This is a genomic window from Engelhardtia mirabilis, assembly GCF_007748095.1.
Classification (GTDB): domain Bacteria; phylum Planctomycetota; class UBA1135; order UBA1135.
This window is the reverse complement of record NZ_CP036287.1, coordinates 2,270,931-2,290,428: the sequence shown is the minus strand read 5'-3', so window position 1 is coordinate 2,290,428 and position 19,498 is coordinate 2,270,931. Positions and strand designations below refer to the sequence as shown.

General features: G+C 70.5%; 15 protein-coding genes. 13 read left to right on the top strand and 2 right to left on the bottom strand.

Annotated elements, in window-relative coordinates; translation table 11 throughout:
• Positions 1-16: 16 nt before the first annotated feature.
• Positions 17-1,126 (bottom strand): response regulator, encoded by a 1,110-nt coding sequence (locus Pla133_RS08370; protein WP_145064463.1) that lies wholly within the window; start codon positions 1,124-1,126, stop codon positions 17-19.
• Positions 1,127-1,414: 288 nt separating this feature from the next.
• Between Pla133_RS08370 and Pla133_RS08365 the strand changes: the two genes are divergently transcribed.
• The 4 genes from Pla133_RS08365 to Pla133_RS08350 all read left to right on the top strand — a co-directional run bounded on the left by Pla133_RS08365 (position 1,415) and on the right by Pla133_RS08350 (position 5,296).
• Positions 1,415-2,575: a sensor histidine kinase gene (locus Pla133_RS08365; protein ID WP_419192246.1), complete on the top strand. Its 1,161-nt coding sequence runs from the start codon at positions 1,415-1,417 to the stop codon at positions 2,573-2,575.
• Complete coding sequence (locus Pla133_RS08360) at positions 2,572-3,003, top strand: response regulator (RefSeq protein ID WP_145064461.1); 432 nt, start codon at positions 2,572-2,574, stop codon at positions 3,001-3,003. The genes Pla133_RS08365 and Pla133_RS08360 overlap by 4 nt, the downstream gene beginning before the upstream one ends.
• Positions 3,004-3,188: 185 nt before the next feature.
• Positions 3,189-4,247 (top strand): SPFH domain-containing protein, encoded by a 1,059-nt coding sequence (locus tag Pla133_RS08355; RefSeq protein ID WP_145064460.1) that lies wholly within the window; start codon positions 3,189-3,191, stop codon positions 4,245-4,247.
• Entirely contained in the window at positions 4,244-5,296 is a 1,053-nt protein-coding gene (locus Pla133_RS08350; protein ID WP_145064459.1) for an SPFH domain-containing protein, read from the top strand. Before Pla133_RS08355 ends, Pla133_RS08350 begins: the two co-directional genes overlap by 4 nt.
• On the opposite strand, the gene Pla133_RS26105 is transcribed toward Pla133_RS08350, so the two are convergent.
• Complete coding sequence (locus tag Pla133_RS26105; RefSeq protein WP_419192245.1) at positions 5,249-6,577, bottom strand: glycosyltransferase family 87 protein; 1,329 nt, start codon at positions 6,575-6,577, stop codon at positions 5,249-5,251. The two genes, Pla133_RS08350 and Pla133_RS26105, sit on opposite strands and share 48 nt — an antisense overlap.
• A 503-nt stretch (positions 6,578-7,080) precedes the next feature.
• On the opposite strand from Pla133_RS26105, the gene Pla133_RS26100 reads away from it, so the two are divergent.
• The 9 genes from Pla133_RS26100 (at position 7,081) to Pla133_RS08305 (ending at position 19,467) form a co-directional block, all read left to right on the top strand.
• A complete protein-coding gene (locus Pla133_RS26100; RefSeq protein ID WP_419192244.1) occupies positions 7,081-7,248 on the top strand; it encodes a hypothetical protein in 168 nt (55 codons plus the stop codon).
• Positions 7,249-7,367: 119 nt separating this feature from the next.
• Positions 7,368-8,147: an ABC transporter ATP-binding protein gene (locus Pla133_RS08340; protein ID WP_145064457.1), complete on the top strand. Its 780-nt coding sequence runs from the start codon at positions 7,368-7,370 to the stop codon at positions 8,145-8,147.
• 44 nt (positions 8,148-8,191) lie between these two features.
• On the top strand, positions 8,192-8,998 hold the full coding sequence (locus Pla133_RS08335) for an ABC transporter permease (protein WP_145064456.1): 807 nt from the start codon (positions 8,192-8,194) through the stop codon (positions 8,996-8,998).
• Entirely contained in the window at positions 8,995-12,246 is a 3,252-nt protein-coding gene (locus Pla133_RS08330; RefSeq protein ID WP_145064455.1) for a Gldg family protein, read from the top strand. Before Pla133_RS08335 ends, Pla133_RS08330 begins: the two co-directional genes overlap by 4 nt.
• Positions 12,246-13,382: a DUF4340 domain-containing protein gene (locus tag Pla133_RS08325; RefSeq protein WP_145064454.1), complete on the top strand. Its 1,137-nt coding sequence runs from the start codon at positions 12,246-12,248 to the stop codon at positions 13,380-13,382. Before Pla133_RS08330 ends, Pla133_RS08325 begins: the two co-directional genes overlap by 1 nt.
• A 174-nt stretch (positions 13,383-13,556) precedes the next feature.
• A complete protein-coding gene (locus Pla133_RS08320; protein WP_145064453.1) occupies positions 13,557-13,925 on the top strand; it encodes a hypothetical protein in 369 nt (122 codons plus the stop codon).
• Complete coding sequence (locus Pla133_RS08315) at positions 13,925-16,060, top strand: hypothetical protein (RefSeq protein WP_145064452.1); 2,136 nt, start codon at positions 13,925-13,927, stop codon at positions 16,058-16,060. The genes Pla133_RS08320 and Pla133_RS08315 overlap by 1 nt, the downstream gene beginning before the upstream one ends.
• A 93-nt stretch (positions 16,061-16,153) precedes the next feature.
• A complete protein-coding gene (locus Pla133_RS08310) occupies positions 16,154-18,730 on the top strand; it encodes a S9 family peptidase (protein ID WP_145064451.1) in 2,577 nt (858 codons plus the stop codon).
• The gene (locus tag Pla133_RS08305) at positions 18,727-19,467 is read left to right on the top strand and encodes an MBL fold metallo-hydrolase (protein WP_145064450.1); all 741 of its coding nucleotides are present in this window, start codon (positions 18,727-18,729) and stop codon (positions 19,465-19,467) included. The genes Pla133_RS08310 and Pla133_RS08305 overlap by 4 nt, the downstream gene beginning before the upstream one ends.
• The last annotated feature ends 31 nt before the right edge of the window (positions 19,468-19,498 follow it).

Below are 19,498 nucleotides of genomic sequence, written 5' to 3'. Positions count from 1 at the left end.
AAACTCCGACGCGAGTTCAGCGCGGCGAGCGCGGAATTCGGAGCCTGAAGCAGGCGAAGCCGTCGATCCCGTCGTCGACCCGAGCCGTCCCCCCGTGCAGCCGCGCCACCCGATCGAACACGGCGAGTTCGGGCGTGGCGCTGCCGAGGTCCCCGCGGCCGCAGATCGTGAAGACCTCGTCGCGATCGATTCGGCCGATGTCGATGCCACCATCGATGAACTGCATCTCGACCCAGTCCTCGTCGCATTCGCAGGTCGCCAGGACCGAGACCGGGCGACCGTCCGGGTGCCGGTGCTTGGCCGCGAACTCCAACACGCTCTCGATCGCCATCTGCAGTTGATTGGGCCGCGCCTGAATCGGGTGGGAGGCGTCCAACATCACCTCGACGCGATCGGGATAGTCGATCGCAATGCGGCGGGCGGCTCGACGAACGACGTCGCTGAACTCGACCCGACAAGATTGCTCGGCACTCGGGTTGAGGGTCGCCAATCGAGTGAGCTGCCGCACCACCTCGAAGCCGCCACGTCCGATCGCTTCGATCTCGGCAGTGCTCGCCCGCGCCTCCTCGAACTGCGGGGGGAGCTGCTCTCGCAGTCTCGATCCGAGCTCCTCCAATCGCTGCAACGGTGCGCTGAGCGCCCGATCCAGCCCCTGCGTCACGACCTCCAACTCTCGATAGGCGTCGGCCAGGTCCCGCGCCGCCTCGGCCCTCGCCCGCTCGGCGCGCAGGCTGCCCAGGGTCGCCATGATGCTGCCCAGCAGGCCGTCCAGGTGACTCCCATCCGAACGCTTGACAACATAGTCCGCCGCACCGCGCCGCAGGGCCTCCGCCGCCAGCTCCTCCGAGCCGCCCCCGGTCAAGATGATCGAAGCGATGCCTGGCATCGACTTGAGCAAGTCGATCCCGCGCCCATCCCCCAGGCTCTGATCCACGAGCATCAGCGCGACCTCCGACTCGTCAAGGATTCGCCGAGCCGTGGCGAGATCGGGCGCGCTTCGGAAATCGAGCGGCAACCCTCTGCGATCGATCGCGCGACGGACGCTCGCGACGTCGACGGAATCGTCGTCGACGTAGAGCACAACGGGTCGATCGTCCCGTGATCGGTCGATGCTGGCCTCGGGCATGGTTCGAGGGGCGGGGTGAGGTTGACAATCCTAAGATCTAGGGCACCTTCAGCGCGCCCTGAGGCCAGCCCGGTTCGACCCCGCGCCCTGGACGCTAAATGGATTGTCTTGCGGACTCCTTCCCCAGAGACATTGCGCAAGGCGCGGGATCCGTCCAACCCTTGCGTCCTGCTCGGGGCAGAGCCCTGGCCGGGAGTCTCGGGGGTAGCAATCCGTGGTCCGCACTACAGTGCTCGGCATTCCGGCTCGGGCGACCTGAGCCCCAAGTCCACAATGGACCCTTTCCCCATGGCCGACCGTGACACCGGTTCGCTCGTCGACTTCTTCACGAAGCTCTTCGACACCTCTGACTTCCCGGCCCGCTGGCACTGCGGGAACTGGACCAGTCTGGAGGGCTGGATCCACATCCTTGCGGACACGGCCACCTTCGCCGCCTACTTCGCCATTCCGGCGGTCATCGCCGTCTTTGCCATGCGACGTCGCGACCTGCCCTTTCCGCGGGTGGCGTGGCTGTTCGTCGCCTTCATCTTCGCCTGCGGCGCGACTCACCTGATCGAGGCGACGCTCTTCTGGCATCCGTGGTACCGCCTGTCCGGCTTGTTCAAGGTCGTGACGGCCAGCGTCTCCGGGGTCACCGTGGGTGCGCTGATCACGACCCTCCCCAGAGCCCTCGACCTCCCCGGCCGCGCAGCCCTTTCCGATCGGCTCGAAGGCGAAGTCAAGCAGCGGGAGCAGGCCCGGCGCGAGCTGGCCAATCGCAACGACGACCTGGACCGCTTCGCCTCCGCGGCCGCGCACGACCTGCAAGCCCCGCTGCGAGGCATGTACCTGCTGGCGGGTTTCATCGAGGAGGACGAGGCCGAGAGCCTGTCCGAGGCCGGCCGCGAGCATCTGCGTCAGCTACGCGAGCGTTCGCTCCAGATGCAGCGCATGGTGCGCGGCCTCTTGGAGTACTCACGCTCGGGTTCTGGAGGCGTGGAGCTCGAGCGTGTCTGCACCCGGGACCTGGTGCAGGAGACCTGGAAGCAGGTTGCCGCGCCAGCGGGCTTCCGTCTCGAGATCGATGGGCACCTGCCCGACTTGGAGGCACCCCGGGCTCCGCTGCAACGGGTACTGCAGAACCTGATCGCGAACGCGGTCGCCCACCACGATCGAGACCAGGGTTCGATTCGAGTGGGCGCCAACCGCGAAGGTGACGCTTATCGGTTCACGGTCGAAGACGACGATCCCGGGATCCCCCCCGGGAGCCGCGAGCACATTTTCGAGATGTTCGCGCGCCTTTCCGACGGTGCTGTCGGCGATGGGATGGGATTGGCCCTCGCGGCTCGTGACGTGCGGATCCAGGGCGGGAAAATCTGGGTCGAGCCCGCCGAACCGAGGGGCGCCCGTTTCTGTTTCCTGTGGCCGATCGGATCAGGAAGCAGCGAACAGACGACAATCTTGGGGTGAGAAAGCTCCAGACCCAGCTCTCGGTCCTGATGATCGAAGACGACCCGATCGACGTCTCGGCCCTGCGCCGAGCACTGGTCAAACGCGACGACGAGGTCAACCTCGCCAGCGCCAGCGACGGTCAACGGGCACTGGAGCATTTGCGCGACCAGGGCCGAAGACGCGAGTGCCTGCCCCTGCTGGTGCTCGACTTGAACATGCCGGGCATGGGCGGTATCGAGTTCCTGGAGCACCTGCGCGCCGACCCGCTGCTGCGCAGATCGGTAGTGTTCGTTTTCTCCTCGTCGACTCTCGCCGCCGACATCGACCGAGCCTATGACCGACAGGTCGCCGCATACGTGGTCAAGTCGATCGATCGCGACGCCTTCGGTGACTTGGCGGACCTGATCGGCGCCTACGCGCGCTCGGTGTTCCTGCCCGCGGGTTGAGACACCTCGGGTGACGAAGATCGGTCGTCGGCTGAGCGCTGCCGAGGTCACGAGCTGGTAACGCCGTCGCGTCACCTCCCGGTAACCAGGTGAGGTTCTGCACGCGTCCGGGTTCGGACGGTCCTAGGGTCGGGGTCGACCGCTGGCACACGCCCCGCGGGCTCCCCCACTCGCTCGAGGCACCGATGTCCCGATCCACGACAACAACCGTCGCCGCTATCGCCCTGGCCTTGTCGCTCGCCGTTCCCGGAACGATCCTGACGACGATCGCTCTGACCGAGACTCGGCTCGCGGTCGACCTCGAACCGGGCGAGGCCGCAGTGCTCGCCGGCTCCCCCGGCGACGAGCCGCGAATTCTGGTCCGCGCCGGTCATCACCGGATCCTGGCACCCCTCGTCCAGGCGCAGGTCGTCGACCTGCGGCCGCGACGCATCGTCTTCGGCGCCGATGCCAACGACGACGAAGCCAGCTCCGACCGGCGCGAGGCGCTGCGCGTGCGTGCGCGCAACGGCAGCGTGCTGCAAATGCAGGAGCTCGAGGTCCATTGGCGCGTCGACCCGGACAACATCACGCAGGCCCTCGCCGATGGCGGAGCCGGCGATCCCCACCAGCCGGGCCGCGTGGCAGCCTTGGCGGCCGGCGCCATGCGAGACGCCTACGGGGTGCTCGAGTCGGAGGAGGTGGCGGACGCCCTGCGCGCCCGCGACGCGCTCGAGCTGGCCCGCGCCGACCTGGCGCGGCACCTGCAGCGACACGGACTCGAGCTGATCCAGGTCACGGCGCCCAAGCCGCGCTTCGACCGCGAGTACGAGACGGCGATCGAGCAGCGCAAGCTCTTCGAGCAGGAGGCCGAACGCCTGGCCACGGAACGCCAGGGCTTCTCCGCCCAGCGCGGCGCCCTGTTCGAGAAGACGCGCGCCAAGCTGGAGCTGGCGGCCGCCCAGCAGGAGGAAGCCCTGGCTGTGCTCGAGGGCCAGCAGGACGAAACCGTGGCCCAGATCCTCGACGAGGCCCAACGCCGATCCACGGCCCTGGGCCTCCAGGCCGCGTCGCGCACGACCGAGCTCGCGACCCTGGCCGCCAACACCTTGGCCGAGGGTCAGGCCCAGGCCGAGTCGCTGGCTTCGACCGTCGACGCCTTCGCCGAGCACGGCGACCTGGCGGTACGTGAAGCCCTGGTCGAGAGGCTCGCGATGGTCCGCTTCGAGATCGCGCCGCGTCGCGGCGAGGAGGACGCCCGATGAGGCTCGCGATCGAAGGGGTCCTGTGGGCCGGAGGCCTGGGCGGTCTCGCCCTCTCGCTCGCAGGTGGAGCCCTGGTCGCCAACTGCCTGCATTGGGTGCCCGTGGGAATGGTCGGCGTACTGGTCGACGACAGCCGCGGGGTGATCCCCGTCGAGTACGAGGCGGGTCGCCACTGGGTCGCACCCGGCGATTCGCAATGGCGTCTGCTGCCCGCGGGCACGCGCGACGCCAGCTTCAACCTGGGCGACGAGGGGCAGCCGCTCGAGATCCGCACCAGCGACGACCAGACCGCCCGCGTCGCGGCCAGTGCCCTGTGGCGCATCGCGCCCGGCCGAGCCTGGTCGGTGGTCGCCGGCGGACTCGACGAGCGCCTGCCCGAACGCGTGCGCGACGTGATCGAGGACGTGGCGCGAACCGAGCTCGCGCGCCTGGGCTCGGAAGACTGGTTCGACGTCGCGGCGCGCAGGGGCGTGCTCGACGAGATGAGCCCGCGCCTGGCCGAGGCCCTCGCGCCGCTCGAAGTGGAGCTGGTGGACCTGGTGCTGCTCGACGTCGAGTTCAGCCTCGAATACACCAAGAAGCTCCAGCAGAAGCAGTCGGCCGTCCAGAACCTGCGCCGGGCCGAGGCCTCCGACGCGGTCGAGCGGGTCCAACGCGAGCTGGAGCAACTGAAGCAGGAGGCTCAGACCGAGCTGGCCCGCCTCTTGGCCGATTCGTCGCTGGAACGCGCGCAGCGTCGAGCCGAGGTCGAGCGCGACCTCGAGCAGCGAGTCGGCCAGGCCAAGCTCGAGGCCGCGACGATCAAGGCCGAGGCCGAGCGCGCCCTGGCTCGGGCGGAAGCCGCGGGCCAACGCGCCGTCGCCGACGCCCAGGCCGAGTCACAGCGCCTGCGCCTGGAGTCCCTCGCCCGCCCCGGCGGACAAGCGTTCCTCGCGCGCCGCGCGGCACAAGGCCTGACGATCGAGCGGGTCCAACTCGACCCCGGCGACGAGGGCGTGCCGTCAGTGCTCGACCTCGACCAGCTCCAAGGACTGCTGGCCGGCGGCTGAGCGCGAGTGCCCCGTCGCGCTCCAAGTTCGACCGTCCGTCGGCGGCGGCGGGCCGAGGTACAGCAACAACAGCCAGAGCAGCTCGACGCCCAGATAGATCGCGTTGCGCGAGACGAGCTGCTGGGCCGAGTCCGTGCCCCACAGCAGCGCGGTCGTAGCCGAGATCAGCAGCGTCGACAGGCCCAGGGGCACGAGCACCAACGCCCGTGCCCGCGCGCTTCGGGCGTCCGCCGCCCGGGCGAAGCACACCGCGAAGCCGAGGGCGGCCCAGCACACGTGGGCCTTATGCACCAGGGGTCCCGCGATCAGCGCGGTGCAAAGGGTCAGGCCCCCGGCCCAGGCCACGGACTCGGCATCGGTGCGGTCGCGTCGACGCCAGAGCGCGAACAACAGCGCCAAGAAGTGCGCCGCCACCAGCCCGCGCACGACTCCATGCACCAGCCCCGGATCCAACTCGGCCAGGGCCGCGCGGGCCGCGGGATCGGAGTTGGTCACCGGCGTCGCGGCCAGGGTGCGGTAGGCGCTGGCCAAGAGGCTCTGTCCGGCCACGTAGGGACGGGCCTCGAGCAGGGCCTGGCCGCCACGCAGGTAGGGCTCCGCCACGACGTGAAACCAATCGCGATGGGCGTCGAGCGAGCCCGCCCATCCGAGGAACAGGGGCGGCACCAGCAGCGAGAGTCCGACCAAGGTCGCCAGGCCCACGCCCAGACCGCGCACCGAGCGACGCACCAGCAGCAGAACCAACCCGATCCCCGGCAGCACCTTGTAGGCCGCCGCCAGCCCGATCAGTGCCCCTGCGCGTCCGCCACGACCGGCGACGATCCAGTGCAGGGCGCCGATCAGCGCCGCGAAGGTGAAGGCGTTGGCCTGGCCGTAGGAGAGGTTCGAGTCCCACAGTCGCAGGGTCACGAGGGTCGTGACCCAGCCGAGCCAGGGCCAACGCCCGGCGGGGTCAACCAGCCGCGCCGCGCCGACCAGGCCGCCCACCGCGCAGGCCCAGCTGGCGAGCTGCCAGATCGCTGCCTGTAGGGCCACCGGCAACCATGCGAGGCAGGCCAAGAGGGCGGCGAAGAACGGAAGGTAGATATAGCCGTCGACGTCGAAGACCAGCGAGCCGCCAGCCATCGCGGCGGCTGCGTCCAAGTAGATGGTCAGGTCGTTGCCGCGCTCGGAGATCGCCCGTTCCCAACCGCGCCCGGCGATCAGCAGCAGCAGGATCGCGAGGACGACGAAGGCCCGGCAGTGCCAGGGCGACGGGCGTTGGGAAAGCGCGGCGGACATGCTTGGCGAGTCTAGGGTCCAGTTTCCAAAGATCGTCGGCAGCAACCACGGTCCGTGACGACCCGCGCTATTCGTGCCGAGCAGGGGTCGTCGCTGTGGGGCCCACGGGTGAACCGCCGCCGCCGGGGCCGGGACGCAGCGCGGAGCTGAGCTCCGGCAGCGCGAGAGGCGTGCACGAGGACCGATCCACGTCGCGCCCTCGCGAGGTGGCGCGACGGGGCCTCTGGCGGTCGGGTCGCGGATGCTGCCCGGCCTTCCGATCGAAGGCGCCGAGCACGTCGGAGAGCTCCGATCCGTGGTGGCACGAGCGAGCAGCCTCGGTGCTGGAGGAGTCGCTCCGAGTCCGGATGCTCGGCCGTCTCCCCGCCAGACCGCGAACCGCTCGGATCCGCATCTCGTCACCCGCCCGTAACCCCGCCGACCCGTGGGGCAGATCGGACCTGGTGCGCCGTAGTGTCCGCTCCGAAGGCTCGGCGCGCGTCGCGCCGGCCGGGGAACCCTCCATGCAAGACCGCCCGGGACTCGTGCGACTGCTCCTGCTCGGACTCGGGGCCGGCCTTTGCCTGTTGCTGGCGGTGCCCCTCGAGCTGGCCCCGGACCTCGTCCGCCGTCGTCGAGAGCAGCGGCGGGCGAGGTGCGCGGCTGGCTGCACCGGCAAGCGCGCAGCCTGACCCGACAACCCTCGGCGAGCCGGATCGGCGACCGACCATCGTTGACACCGGCGCTCACGGGATCGGGAGGCCCTCCTCGCCTATGATCTCGGGCCCCGCGCTCAGCCGCCGGGACTCCCATGATCGAAGTCGAGCACGTCACCAAGCGCTACGGCAGCGCCCTTGCCGTCGACGACGTCTCGTTCCGCCTCGGCGCGGGCGAGGTCGTCGGCTTCCTGGGCCCCAACGGCGCGGGCAAGAGCACCGTCCTGAAGATGATCTCGACCTGGCTTCCGCCGACCTCGGGGTCGCTGCGGGTGGCCGGGTTCGACGTCGAACGCGAGGCCCTCGAGGCGCGGCGCGAGCTCGGGTACCTGCCCGAGCACAACGCCCTCTACGACACCATGCGGGTGTTCGACTTCCTGCGCTTCATGGGCAAGGCCCGGGGCCTGTTCGGCCCGCGCCTGGCCGAGCGCCTGGACTGGGTCGTGGCCTCCTGCTCGCTGCAGGACGTCCTGCGCCAGCGGGTCAACCAGTGCTCGAAGGGCTACCGCCAACGCATCGGCCTGGCCGCCAGCCTGATCCACGACCCGCGGGTGCTCCTGCTCGACGAGCCCACCCACGGCCTCGATCCGCTGCAAGTCGTCGCCTTCCGCGACTTCATCCACGAGCTGGCACCCGGCCGCGCGATCCTCTTCTCGAGCCACATCCTGTCGGAGGTCGCGGCCATCTGCGAACGCATCCTGGTCATCAACCGCGGGCGGCTGTTGGCCGACGCGAAGCTCGACGACCTGCGCGCCCAGGCCGCTGAGCGCGGCATCGACCTCGAGCGGCTGGTGCTCGAGATCGTCGAAGAGCGCTCGGGCGGCCGCGAGGCGGCCCTGCGCGGCGGCGCGCGCCCCGGTGGAGGTGCGGCGTGAGCGACCAGGCCCCCCGACCTGACGCGCAGAGCGCGGCAACCGCAATGGCGCAATCGACTGCACCGTCTGCGGCATCCGCGACGGGGCGCGCCAGCGCGACCGGCCCCGCCCCCGGCTTCCTCAGTGGCGTGCGCGTGATCGCCACACGAGAGCTCGGCGCTTACTTCGACTCGGCCATCGCCTACGTGTACACGATCGCCTTCGTGGCGCTGGCGGGCTCGATCTTCATGAACGAGTTCTTCCTCGCCGGCCGCGCGGACATGACGCCGTTCTTCGATCTCCTGCCGCTGCTCTTGGCGGTGTTCTTGCCGGCGATCACCATGCGCCTGTGGGCCGAGGAGGCGCAGAAGCGCACGATCGAGCTGCTCTTGACCCTGCCGATCCGACCGGCCCAAGCGGTGCTCGGCAAGTTCGCGGCGGCCCTGGCCCTGTACGGCGTGTTCCTGGCCTGCACCCTGCCGATCCCGATCATGATCGGCGTCCTCGGCGACCCCGACGTCGGACGCATCGTCTCCGGCTACCTGGGCCTGGTGCTGTTCGGCGCCATGTTCCTGGCCTTGGGGATGTTCACCTCGGCCCTGACCGGTGACCAGATCGTCGCCTACGTGTTGGCCACGGTGGCCGGCATCGCCCTGGTGCTGGTTGGCGACGAACGGGTGGTCTCGGTCCTCGACGGACTCTTCCCCGGCCTCACGATCGGCTCGACGCTGTACGACACCTTGGCCGTCCTGCCGCCCTACGAAAGCTTCGTGCGCGGCCTGGTCGAGCTGCCCGCGGTGCTCTACTTCGTCGGCCTCTCGGCGGCCCTGCTGTGGGCCAACGCCCTCGTGCTGCGAATCTCCCGCGCATGAAGCCCGGAGCCCTCCTCGCCAGCCTGATCACCCTCGGCCTGCTCGGTGCCGTCGTGAGCGGTGCCGTGGACGTCGCGCGCCAGAAGAACGCCTCGATCGAGGTCGGCAACCTGCGCCTGCGCGACGTCAACGACCGCAACCGCGCCTTCCTCGAGGAGCTGGCCGATCCGGTCCGCATCGTCTACTACGCCAGCGAGCCGGCCAGCATGCCGAGCGAGCTGCGACACCTCGAGCGCGGCGTGCTCGAGGTCCTCGAGGCCATCCGCGAGGTGGCGCCGGAGCGCGTGCGGTTCGAGATCGTCGACCCGGCCCAGCGGCCCGAGGTCGCCGCCTTCGCGACCCAGCGCCGCCTGGCGCCCTTCCGCGTGCGCACGGTCCAGCGCGACGGTTGGACCGAACGCGAGGTCTGGTCGACGCTCGAGATCTCCCTGGGCGCGCGCGACGCGGCGGTGGTCAACGGCCTCCTGCCCGAGCACCTCCCGCGCCTGCAGTCCTTGATCTGCGCGCACCTGAAGCAGCTCGAGGAGCCGGCGCGACCGCGCATCGCCTTCGCCGCGCCCAGCGGGTTCTCGCAACTGCGCGGCGCCCTGGCCCAGCGCGGCGAGGTGCTCGACGTGGACCTGGACGGCGGCGCGAGCCTGCCCGACGACGCGGACCTCTTGTTCTGGATGCAGCCCACGGCCCCCACCGCCGCCAGGCTCGACGCGGTCGAGCGTTGGCGAGCGCAGGGGCGCGGGCTCGTGATCGCGGCCAGCGCGCGCGCCGGCGAATTCGGCACGGTGGAGGACGAGGCCGCGGTCGACCTGCGACCGCGCGACATCGACGTCCAGGCCCTGTGGGCGACCTTCGGCCTGCGCGCGGTCGAGAGCCCGGTCTTCGACCGCCGCTGCGAGTCGTTGATCCTTGACGGTCAAGCGGTGCCGGTGCCCTTCCTGTTCCGTTGCATCGCGCCCAACCAGGACTTCCGCGGGCTGCCTGGCCAACCCAACGGCAACCTGCTGTTCGCCACGCCGTCGCCCCTGGAGCTCGACGGTGAGGCCCTGGCCGAGCGCGGCTTCGAGGCTCAGGTCCTGGCCACCAGCTCCGAGCTGTCCTGGTCCCTGCCGGGCCTGGCCGAGATCACCGACCCCGAACCCCTGCGCGTCTCGGCCCTGGTGCCCGAGTCGGGGCGCAACCTGCCCAAGCAACCACTGCTGGTGCTGCTCTCGCCGCCGACCAGCTTCGAGGGCTCGGTGGTCGCAGCCGCCTCCGCGAGTCCCTTCGCCGACGAGTTCCTCGACTCCAGCGGCTACGCCCACCGCCGTTTGGTCTCGATCCTGCTGGACGAGTTGACCAGCGACGAGCGCCTCGTGATGGCGCGGGCCGACTTCCCGCGCCCGCAACCCCTGCCGGAGTTGACCGGATCCGAGCGCCTGGCCTGGCGCGCGGCGGTGGTCGGACTGGGACCCGCGCTGGTGTTGTTGATCGCGCTCCTGCGCGGCGCCCTGCGACCGCGCGGACAGAGCGTCGAACGCTCAATGCGCCCGCTGCTCTTGATCGGTGGTCTCGTTGCAGTCGGCTTCGCTCTGGGAGGCCTCGGACGAATGCTCGAGCCCGCGGGGGTCGGAGCCGACTTCTCCGGCGACGGCCTCAATCGACCGGCCGAGGTCACCATCGAGCTGGCCGAGCAGGCTGCCTCGTCGGGAGGCCTCGAGCTCGAGTGGATCCTGTCGCGGGAGGCCGACCTGCCGCCGCGCATGCGCGCCGCCGCCCGCTCGGCGACCCGTCGGCTGGCGGACCTGGCGGGCTCGGCCCAGGGCGTGGAGCTGACCCGCACGGTGCCCGAAGAGCTCGAAGCGGATGCCCTCGGAGGCCTGGCCGAGCGCGGGATCGCGCCCTTCCGCACGCGCACCACCGACGGTGGCGCGACCACCGTGCGCTCGATCTTCGCGACCCTCGAGCTGCGCGCGGGCGGGCGCGTCGAGCGTCTGGCCTTCCCCGACGCCCTGTCCTTCGAGGACACCGAGTTCCGCGTCGCCTTCGCCCTCTGGCGCCTGGGCACGGGCGAGCGGCCCGTCGTCGCCCTGGCCAGCGACCTGCCGCGCCTCTCCCCCGCCGAGGCCCACACCGAGTACCAACTGCGCCAACTCTTCGCGCCCAGCGGCACCGACGTCTACAGCCTGGCGCGGGGCGCCCTCGAGCGGGCGGGGTTCGATGTGGAGCACGTGGACAACAAGCCGGCGCCGGAGGGGCCCTCGCACCTGACCCTGCCCGAGGGCACGCGCACCGTGGTTTGGTTGCAGCCGCGCCGGGACGTGCGGTACGTCCTCGAGGCCCTCGCCAACCACCTGCATGGAGGCGGCTCGGCGCTGGTCGCAGCGCAGCACTTCCGGATCATCCCCCAGCGCTACCGCGGTCGCGAGTTCGAGCTGGCCTACTGGCCCCAGCCCCAGTCCGCCGACATCGACGAGCTGTGGTTCCCGGAGTTCGGCGTGGAGCTCGAGCGCACCGTGGTCTTCGACGAGCTCAAGTTCAGCGCCGACCTGGCGACGGAGGTCAATCGTGAGACGAACCAGCGGGACTACGAGGCCCAGGCCTCGGCCCTGCCCTTCCTGATCCGCGCCTCGAGCGCCGACTACGCGAACTCGCCGATGATGGGCGGCGTGGGCGACCTGGCCCTGCCCTTCGCGAACGCGATCGACCTCGACCCCCAGCGCCTGGCAGCCCTGGGCCTCGAGAGCGAGGTCCTGATCGAGACCAGCGAGCGCAGTTGGAGTTTCGACTGGGAGGGCGGCGACCTGCCCCAAGACGTGCTCGAAGGTCCGCCGGACGGCGAGTACGAGGGACGGCGCAACCTCGCCGTGCGCCTGCGCGGCCGCTTTCCCCTGCCGGCCGAGCCCCTGCGACCGGGCACCGCCGAGGATCCCGCGCCCCTGGCGCCAGCGCCCGGAGCGGGCGACCTGGTCCTGATCGGCGCATCGGAGTGCTTCAAGAACCGCTGGCTGCTCGAGGGTGGCTTCCGCAGCGACCACTTCCTGGTCAACGCGGTCGCCCACCTGACCCTGCCGCCGGAGGTCGCCGCGCTCACGGCGCGTCGCGACGTGCCCCGTGGACTCGAGTACGTGGAGCCGGACCAGCGCCTGGCCTGGCGCGTCGCGGTCCTCGCGGGCGGCCCCGCCGGGGTGCTCGTCATCGGCTTGGCCCTGCGACTGCTGGCGGCCGCCCGGATGCGTCGCGCCACGCGGCAGCGCAATGGAGGGCCGCTCTGATGGGACGCTCCCGACTGCGCCTGTTCGCACTCTGGGTCGCGCTCGCCGCGCTCGCCATCGGCCTGCGCCGCTGGAGCGCCAGTCTGACCCAACGCGACACCGACAGCCGTGCCGGCGGGAGCGAAGTCGCGGCCCTGGTCGATCGCCCCTCGAGTCGACTGTTCGACGAGCGTGGCGAGGTGATGGTCCCCGTCGCCGCCGTGACCGTCGAGCGCACCGACGGCCGCGGGGGCCGCGAGTCGTTCTTCTACGCGCGCGTGTCGGGACTGTGGCGCTGCACCACACACCTGGCTCTGGTAGCGGACCAGGACGCCGTGCTCGGTCTGGTGCAGAGCGTCATCGACGCCAAGGGCGTGGTGCGAGTGGCCGACCTCGCGGCCGACGATCCGACCCTCGCCGAATACGGGTTGGACGCCGGGGCCTGCGTGCGCGTTTCGCTGCACGGCGTCGACGTGTTGAAGGACGAGGAACGCGACGTCTTGTTCGCCGTCGACCTGGGGCGCTCCCTCGCACGCGGTGGCGTCTTCGCGCGTCGGATCGGCGGTGATGAAGTGCTGGAGCTCGATCGCGATCTGGCCGCCGGCCTGCGGTTCACCTCGCGTCCGGTCGTCGGCCTGCCGACACCTCCGCTGATCGACCGCCACGTGATCCCCAACGCCTGGCCGGGCTTCCGCAGCGGCATCGCGCGGGTCTTCGTGGATCGGGCCGACGGGTCCGGTTTCGAGCTGCGCCGCGAGGCCGCACCGGGCCCCCCAGGCCCCGACGGTCGGCCAACGGGCACCTGGACCGTGGTCGACGCGGAGACCGGCGAGTCCGCGGCAGCCCACCCGGTGCTGGCCACCGGCTTCGAGCTGTTCCTGGCCCACGCGACCTTCGCGGCGCCGATCGATCCGCGCAGCGTGCAACCGAGCGCCCTCGAGCGCCCCGACGCCACGCTCACGATCCAACCGGTCGAGGGCGAGGCCCTCGAAGTGCTGTTCCTGCGGCCCAAGGCCAACGGGGCGCGGGTCGTCGTCGATCGCTTCAGCCAGACCGCCGTGGAGGTCGAGCGCGCCATTGCCGAGCTGCTGCTCCCGGACGTGCGGCAGTTGACCGACCCGAGCATGGGAATCCCCTGGGATCCCTACCTGCGCTAGCGCGCACGGGGGGACAGCCTTGGCGGCTAAATCGGCGCGGGCCCGATCGGTTCGACCACGCCGACCGTTAGAAGAGTTGATCGTGAGCGGACCTCCGTGCCCACACCACGCGATCTGAGCTTGACGCTCGCTGTGACGCCTTACCAACCGGCGATGCCTGACCAATCGACTGCCATGACGACCCTCACCAACATCGCGGCCGCCATCGAAGGCGGAACCAACATCGTCTACGTGACCTTCGGGAACGAGGCCTCCGGAGCCTGGAAGACCGCCAAGTTCCACCTCAGCGAGCACAAGTTGCTCGATCTGTTCCTGCTGAGTGACGCCGCGGAGCTCGACTCCCTGACCTGGACCGATGCCGCTCGGCCCCAGGGCTGGACGTCCGATCGCCGCATGGCCAACGGCGAGCCCCTCGGCAACTCGGCTCCCAAGGGTGTCTTCTTCAACAAGGGCGGCTCCACCGCCTTCGTCATGACCGGTCGCAGCGCGCTGAGCGATACCTGGCTCCGCAAGGCCTACAAGCTCGCCACCGAGACAGTTTGATGCAGACCCAACGAGCAACACAGATCGCGCCCCTCGTCGGCGCACTCTGCTTCCTGCCCTTCCTCGGCGGCTGCGCGTCCACTCCCTCGGGCGCGACGCTCGACGGCCACGTCGGCCCGGTCGAGTTCGCGCTCTACGAACGCCCCGCCAACCTTCCGGCCGACGCCAAGGATTTTTTGGTTCGGCCAGGTGGCTACGTCGACCGCAACTCGATGATCGTCGTCGACTTCGCGTCCAATGGGCCCACTCGCGGGCGGACGCCGGTCGCCGACGAGACCTGGACAACGATCCAGAGTTGGCTCGCGCTGCTCGACACCTTCGCCGTCGAATCGGCCAACCTGTCCGAGCGCATCGTCGCCGCACGCGATGGCGGAACCCTCGGCGCATTGGTGAAAGAGGCCGAGGACTTCAACGTCAAGACGATCGATCCCTTGGCGGAAGAGGCCAAGGCGCTACTGTTCGAGCTCGAGCCAGAACTCGAGGCGCGGCAGAAGGCATTCTTCGGTCTTGGCGACGGGGCACTCGACGACGGGGCCCTCGCGGACGAATCCGTGCTCTTGGACGATTCCGAGCTCGACGACACCGCCATTGCGCCCCTGGACGAGTTCCTCGGTGCCTACGGCAGCACGGCTTTCGCCGGCTACTCGGGCTACTTCTCGGAGCGGCTCGCTGAGCGTCGGCGCGCGGTCAGGGACACTCTCGACGACGCCGGACAGGTGCGAGTCATGGTCTCGGCCTTCGCCGACGGGTCCGGTGACGACGTCGTGCGACTCCACGTTCGCAACTACGACGACATCCAAGGCGCGTCCTCGACGGCGCCGAAGAACCTCGGCTTCAGCTTCTCGGCGGAGACTCGCGAGCGGGTCGTGCGCGAGCTCGACGAAGCGCGCAAGGCGACGGTGGTCCTGGACGACATCGACGAGCGCATTCGCGAGCTGGTCGAGACCGGTGGCGACCTCGGCGGTCAGTTGCGCGACGTAGTCGACGAACTCGCCGACGCGTTGTCGCAGACCCTCAAGGGCATCCCGGTCCCGGCCACGGGGGGTGACGAGCTGCGCGCCGTGCAGCTCACCTTGGAGCGGGCCAAGCAGGCGCTCGAGGGCATTCCGATTCCCGCGGCGGCGGACGGCGAGCCGCCGACGCTCGAGGCTGCGCGCGAAGCTCGCGACGCCTTGGTGGCGTTCGTCGGTGCCACGGCCCAGGCCGCGGACTCGGTCCACGCCCTGGTCGCAACGGGCAAGAAGATCACCAGGCTCAACGTGAGGAGGGAGATCGCGGACCTGCTCCAGGGCCACGATTCACCCCTGCCGGACCTCGCGAAGAAGCTGATCGACGAGGCGAAGGCGACCAGGGACAAGCTGAAAGCCGCCCTCGATGCGGCCCGGGACGTTCCCGATGAGATCGACGACCTGAGTAACCTCGTCGCGGAGCTGAGCGCAGCGGACGCCGATGCGGCCTACGCCGTTCTGGTGCCTGAGTCCCTCAGGGTCGGGATCGACGGCTGGTTGGACGACGTGGGGCCGTGGGTCGACGTCGTCACCAAGGCGGCCGCGGTGCTGAAGCTGACCAGCGGCAACCTGGAAGCGGCCGCGAGCGCCGTGGCAGCGGGGGACGGCGTCAGCCTGCCCCGCAGGCTCGACGACCTGCGCGAGGGTCTGGTCGAGCTGGGCTCGAACGTCGACATCGGAGACCGTGTACGCGTGGTCGTGCAGACGCTCGGCGACGACGGCGAGCAGCTCGAGCGCGAGGAGTTCGACTTCCGCGTGACCTGGATGGGCTGGCGGCGCAGCGTGCGTGGCGAAGCCATCTTCGTGCGCGGGGATTCCGGCCCGGACTCGGCGCAGAAGTGGAAGCCCAACGTGGCGGCCATGGCGAGCTGGCACTACCGCTACCGGCAGCCGGAGAGCGGCTGGGGCAAGTTCGTGAACTGGCTCGATCCGGGGCTCGGCGTCCACGCCGCCTCGGTCGATCTGGACGTGGACGAGGGCGCCGAGTTCGGCCTCGGCGTGCAGCTGCGCTTCTGGGACGGGCTGCTGTTCGTCGGCGTGGGTCAGGACTTGAGCGTCGACCAGGACCGCACCTACTACTTCGTGGGCACGAGCCTGTTCAAGCTGCTCGGCGCCCTGTCGGACTGAGCGCGGGCAGGGCCGGGGGGAGCGCCGGACAGCGGCCCCCGGCTCCCCACCGAAACCTCGTCGGCACCGGTTGCTTGGGGCACAATCCCGCCCATGCGCCCTCTGATTCCGACGCTCATGGTCCTCGCCGCCGGCGCGGCACCGCTCCCGGCCTGTGCTTCACTGGCGACCCAGGGAACAGCTGTCTCCGAGCCGCAGCAGGCTCCGGCCAGCGCGGCCGCGAGCGAGTTGACCCTCGAGCGGATCATGGCTGATCCCGCGTGGATCGCTCGCTCCCCCAGCGGGGCCATGTGGGCGGACGACTCGTTGTCCTTCTACTACCGACGCGAGCGCGCCGACGACTTCGGCCTGACCGACCTGTTCCAGGTCGACCTGATCAGCGGCGAGACCCGGCGGTTGCCCGACGAGGAGCTGGGCCTGGTCCCCGGCCGGGGTGGGGTCTTCGATCGCGAACGGGCGCGCAAGCTCTTCGAGCGCCACGGCGACCTGATCCTGCTCGACCGCAGCACCGGGCAGGAGCGCGTCCTGACGCGCACCTCCGTCGACGAGCGGCCGATCGGCTTCCTCGACGACGGGACCCTCGCCCTCGAGGGCGTCGACGCGATCGTCTTCGAGCGCGGCGGCGACCTCCTGGCCCGGGACTTGACCGACGGCTTCGAGTGGGAGCTGGTCGACGTCAGCTACGCCGACGACCCCGAGGCCGAGGGCGACGAGAAGGCGGAGGACCGCGACTACCTGGCCCTCCAGCAGGAACGCCTGCTGGCCAGCGTGCGCGACGAGCGCGCCCGGAACGAGCGGCGGCGCGAGCGGGCTGAGGAGCTGCGCGACGCCGACCCCACTCGCCCCCCGGGGCCGATCTACGTCGGCAAGGGTTGGCGCGAGCTGTCGAGGAGCCTGTCTCCGGACGGGCGCTGGCTCGCCTTGGAGGTCACCAAGTCGAAGTCCTCGGGCGGCAAGCGCGACTCGATGCCGGAGTTCGTGACCGATTCGAGCTGGGTCGAGAACCGCACCGTGCGCGCGCACGTCGGTTACTCCGAGCGCGACGACACGCGCCTGATGCTCGTCGACGCCGCCGGTCGCAGCTTCTACGAGTTCGACTTCGGCGACCTGCCGATGATCACGGACGACCCCCTGGCCTTCCTCGACGAGGAGCCGCCCGGCGAGGCGAGCGAGGAGGAGAGCGACGATGAAGGCGACGCGACCGAGGGCGACAACTCGCGCCATGAGCCCGCCGCAGCCCCCGCCGCCAAGCCCCGCCCCGTGACCGCGGGGAGCTTGAATTGGTCCCCCGACTCGCGGCGCGCCGTGACCACCCTGCGCTCCCACGACAACAAGGACCTGTGGCTGGTCGCGCTCGAGACGCCTCCCCCCGGCGAGGAGAGCACCCCGACGCTGCGCCTGATCCACCACCAGCACGACGAGGCCTGGGTCAACGGCGGCTTCCGCGACAGCGATTGGCTCGACGACGGGCGGCTGTGGTTCCTGTCGGAGGCGAGCGGTTACAGCCACTTGTACCTGTGGGACCCGACCACGGGCGAGGGCGCGGCGATGACCTCCGGCGCCTTCGAGGTCAGCCGAGTGAGCCCCTCCTGGACCACGCCGCACCTGTACTACCGCGCCAACGTCGACGACCCGGGGATCTACGACGTGTGGCGACTGGACACCGAGACCGGTGCCGCCGAGCAGATCACGGACCTGGACGGGCGCACGGGCTTCGTGCTCTCGCCCGACGGCCAGTGGCTGCTGCTCGACAACGACCGCGCCCTGCGCCCCACCGAGCTGTACCTGCAGGAAGCGCGGCCCGGCGCCCAGGCCAAGCGCATGACCTTCACGGTCGAGCCGCAGTGGGCCGCCCTGCCCTGGGTCGCACCACAGTTCGTGGCGGTGCCCTCGAACCACGGTCGTCCGATCCATTCGCGCTTGTACCTGCCCCCCGCCGAGGTCGCCGCCGCCGCGGGCCAGCGCCCCGCGGTGCTGTTCGTGCACGGCGCCGGCTACCTGCAGAACGCGCACCACGGCTGGTCGAGCTACTTCCGCGAGTTCATGTTCCACAGCCTCCTGGCCTGGCGCGGCTACGTGGTGCTCGACATGGACTACCGCGCCTCCGCCGGCTACGGCCGCGACTGGCGCACGGCGATCTACCGCCAGATGGGCACGCCCGAGCTCGAGGACCTGGTCGACGGGGTCGAGTGGCTGGTGGCGAACCACGGGGTCGATCCCGAACGCGTCGGCCTGTACGGAGGCTCCTACGGCGGTTTCATGACGCTGATGGCCCTGTTCAAGGCGCCCGAGGTCTTCGCGGCCGGGGCGGCGTTGCGGCCCGTGACCGACTGGGCCCACTACAACCACGGCTACACCGCCAACATCCTCAACACGCCGGAGCGCGATCCCGAGGCCTTCGAGCGCTCCTCGCCGATCGAGTTCGCCGAGGGCCTGGCCGACCCGTTGTTGATCTGCCACGGCATGGTCGACGACAACGTCCTCGCCAAGGACTCGATCCGACTGGCGCAGAAGTTGATCGATCTCGGCAAGGACGGCTGGGAGCTGGCCCTCTACCCGGTCGAGGCCCACGGCTTCGAGGAACCCGCGAGCTGGCGCGACGAGTACAGCCGCATCCTGCAACTGTTCGAGGAGCACCTGCGCGGCGGCGCCTCGGAGCAACAGCGATGATCGTCGAACGCAGCCTCGATCCCCGCTGGCTCTCGAACACGTGGCTCGTGGGCGATCGCCCCGGCGGGCACGGGGTGCTGATCGACACGGGTGGTCCGATGGAGCCGATCCTGGCCGCGATCGAGGCCCACCGCCTGACCGTGACCCACGTGCTGTGTACCCACCACCACCACGACCACGTCACCCACAACGCCGACTACAAGCAGCGTTTCGATTGCCCGATCTGCGGCCACGCCGCGGAGGCAGAGCTCTTCGGAGACCTGGACCGCGAGCTCGCCGCGGGCGAGGAGCTGCGCTCGGGCGACCTGGTGCTGCGCGCGCTCCACATCCCCGGGCACACCGAGGGCCAGTTGGCCTTCCTGGTCAACGAGTCCCGCGTCTTCACCGGCGACACCCTGTTCAAGGGCAGCGTCGGCGGCACGCGCGCGCCGGGGCACGGGACCTTCGAAGAGCTGCGCGAGTCGGTCATGGGCACCCTCATGGCCCTGCCCCACGGCACCCTGGTCAACCCGGGTCACGTGGACGAGACCACCATCGGCGCCGAGTGGGAGTCGAACCCCTTCGTGCGCGCTTGGCGCGGAGTCGATGACCTGCGCGACGAGCCCTGCACGGCCTTCGGCCAGCCCGCCCGCCTGCTGGTGGAGGCCCGCGACTACGATGGCGGCACCAAGTGCCAGGTGCGCTTCGAGGAATCGGGCGCGCTCGACCTCGTGCCGGGCAGTCGCGTGAAGCGCTGAGCGGCGGGGCCTCTCCCACCGCCAACCGCTC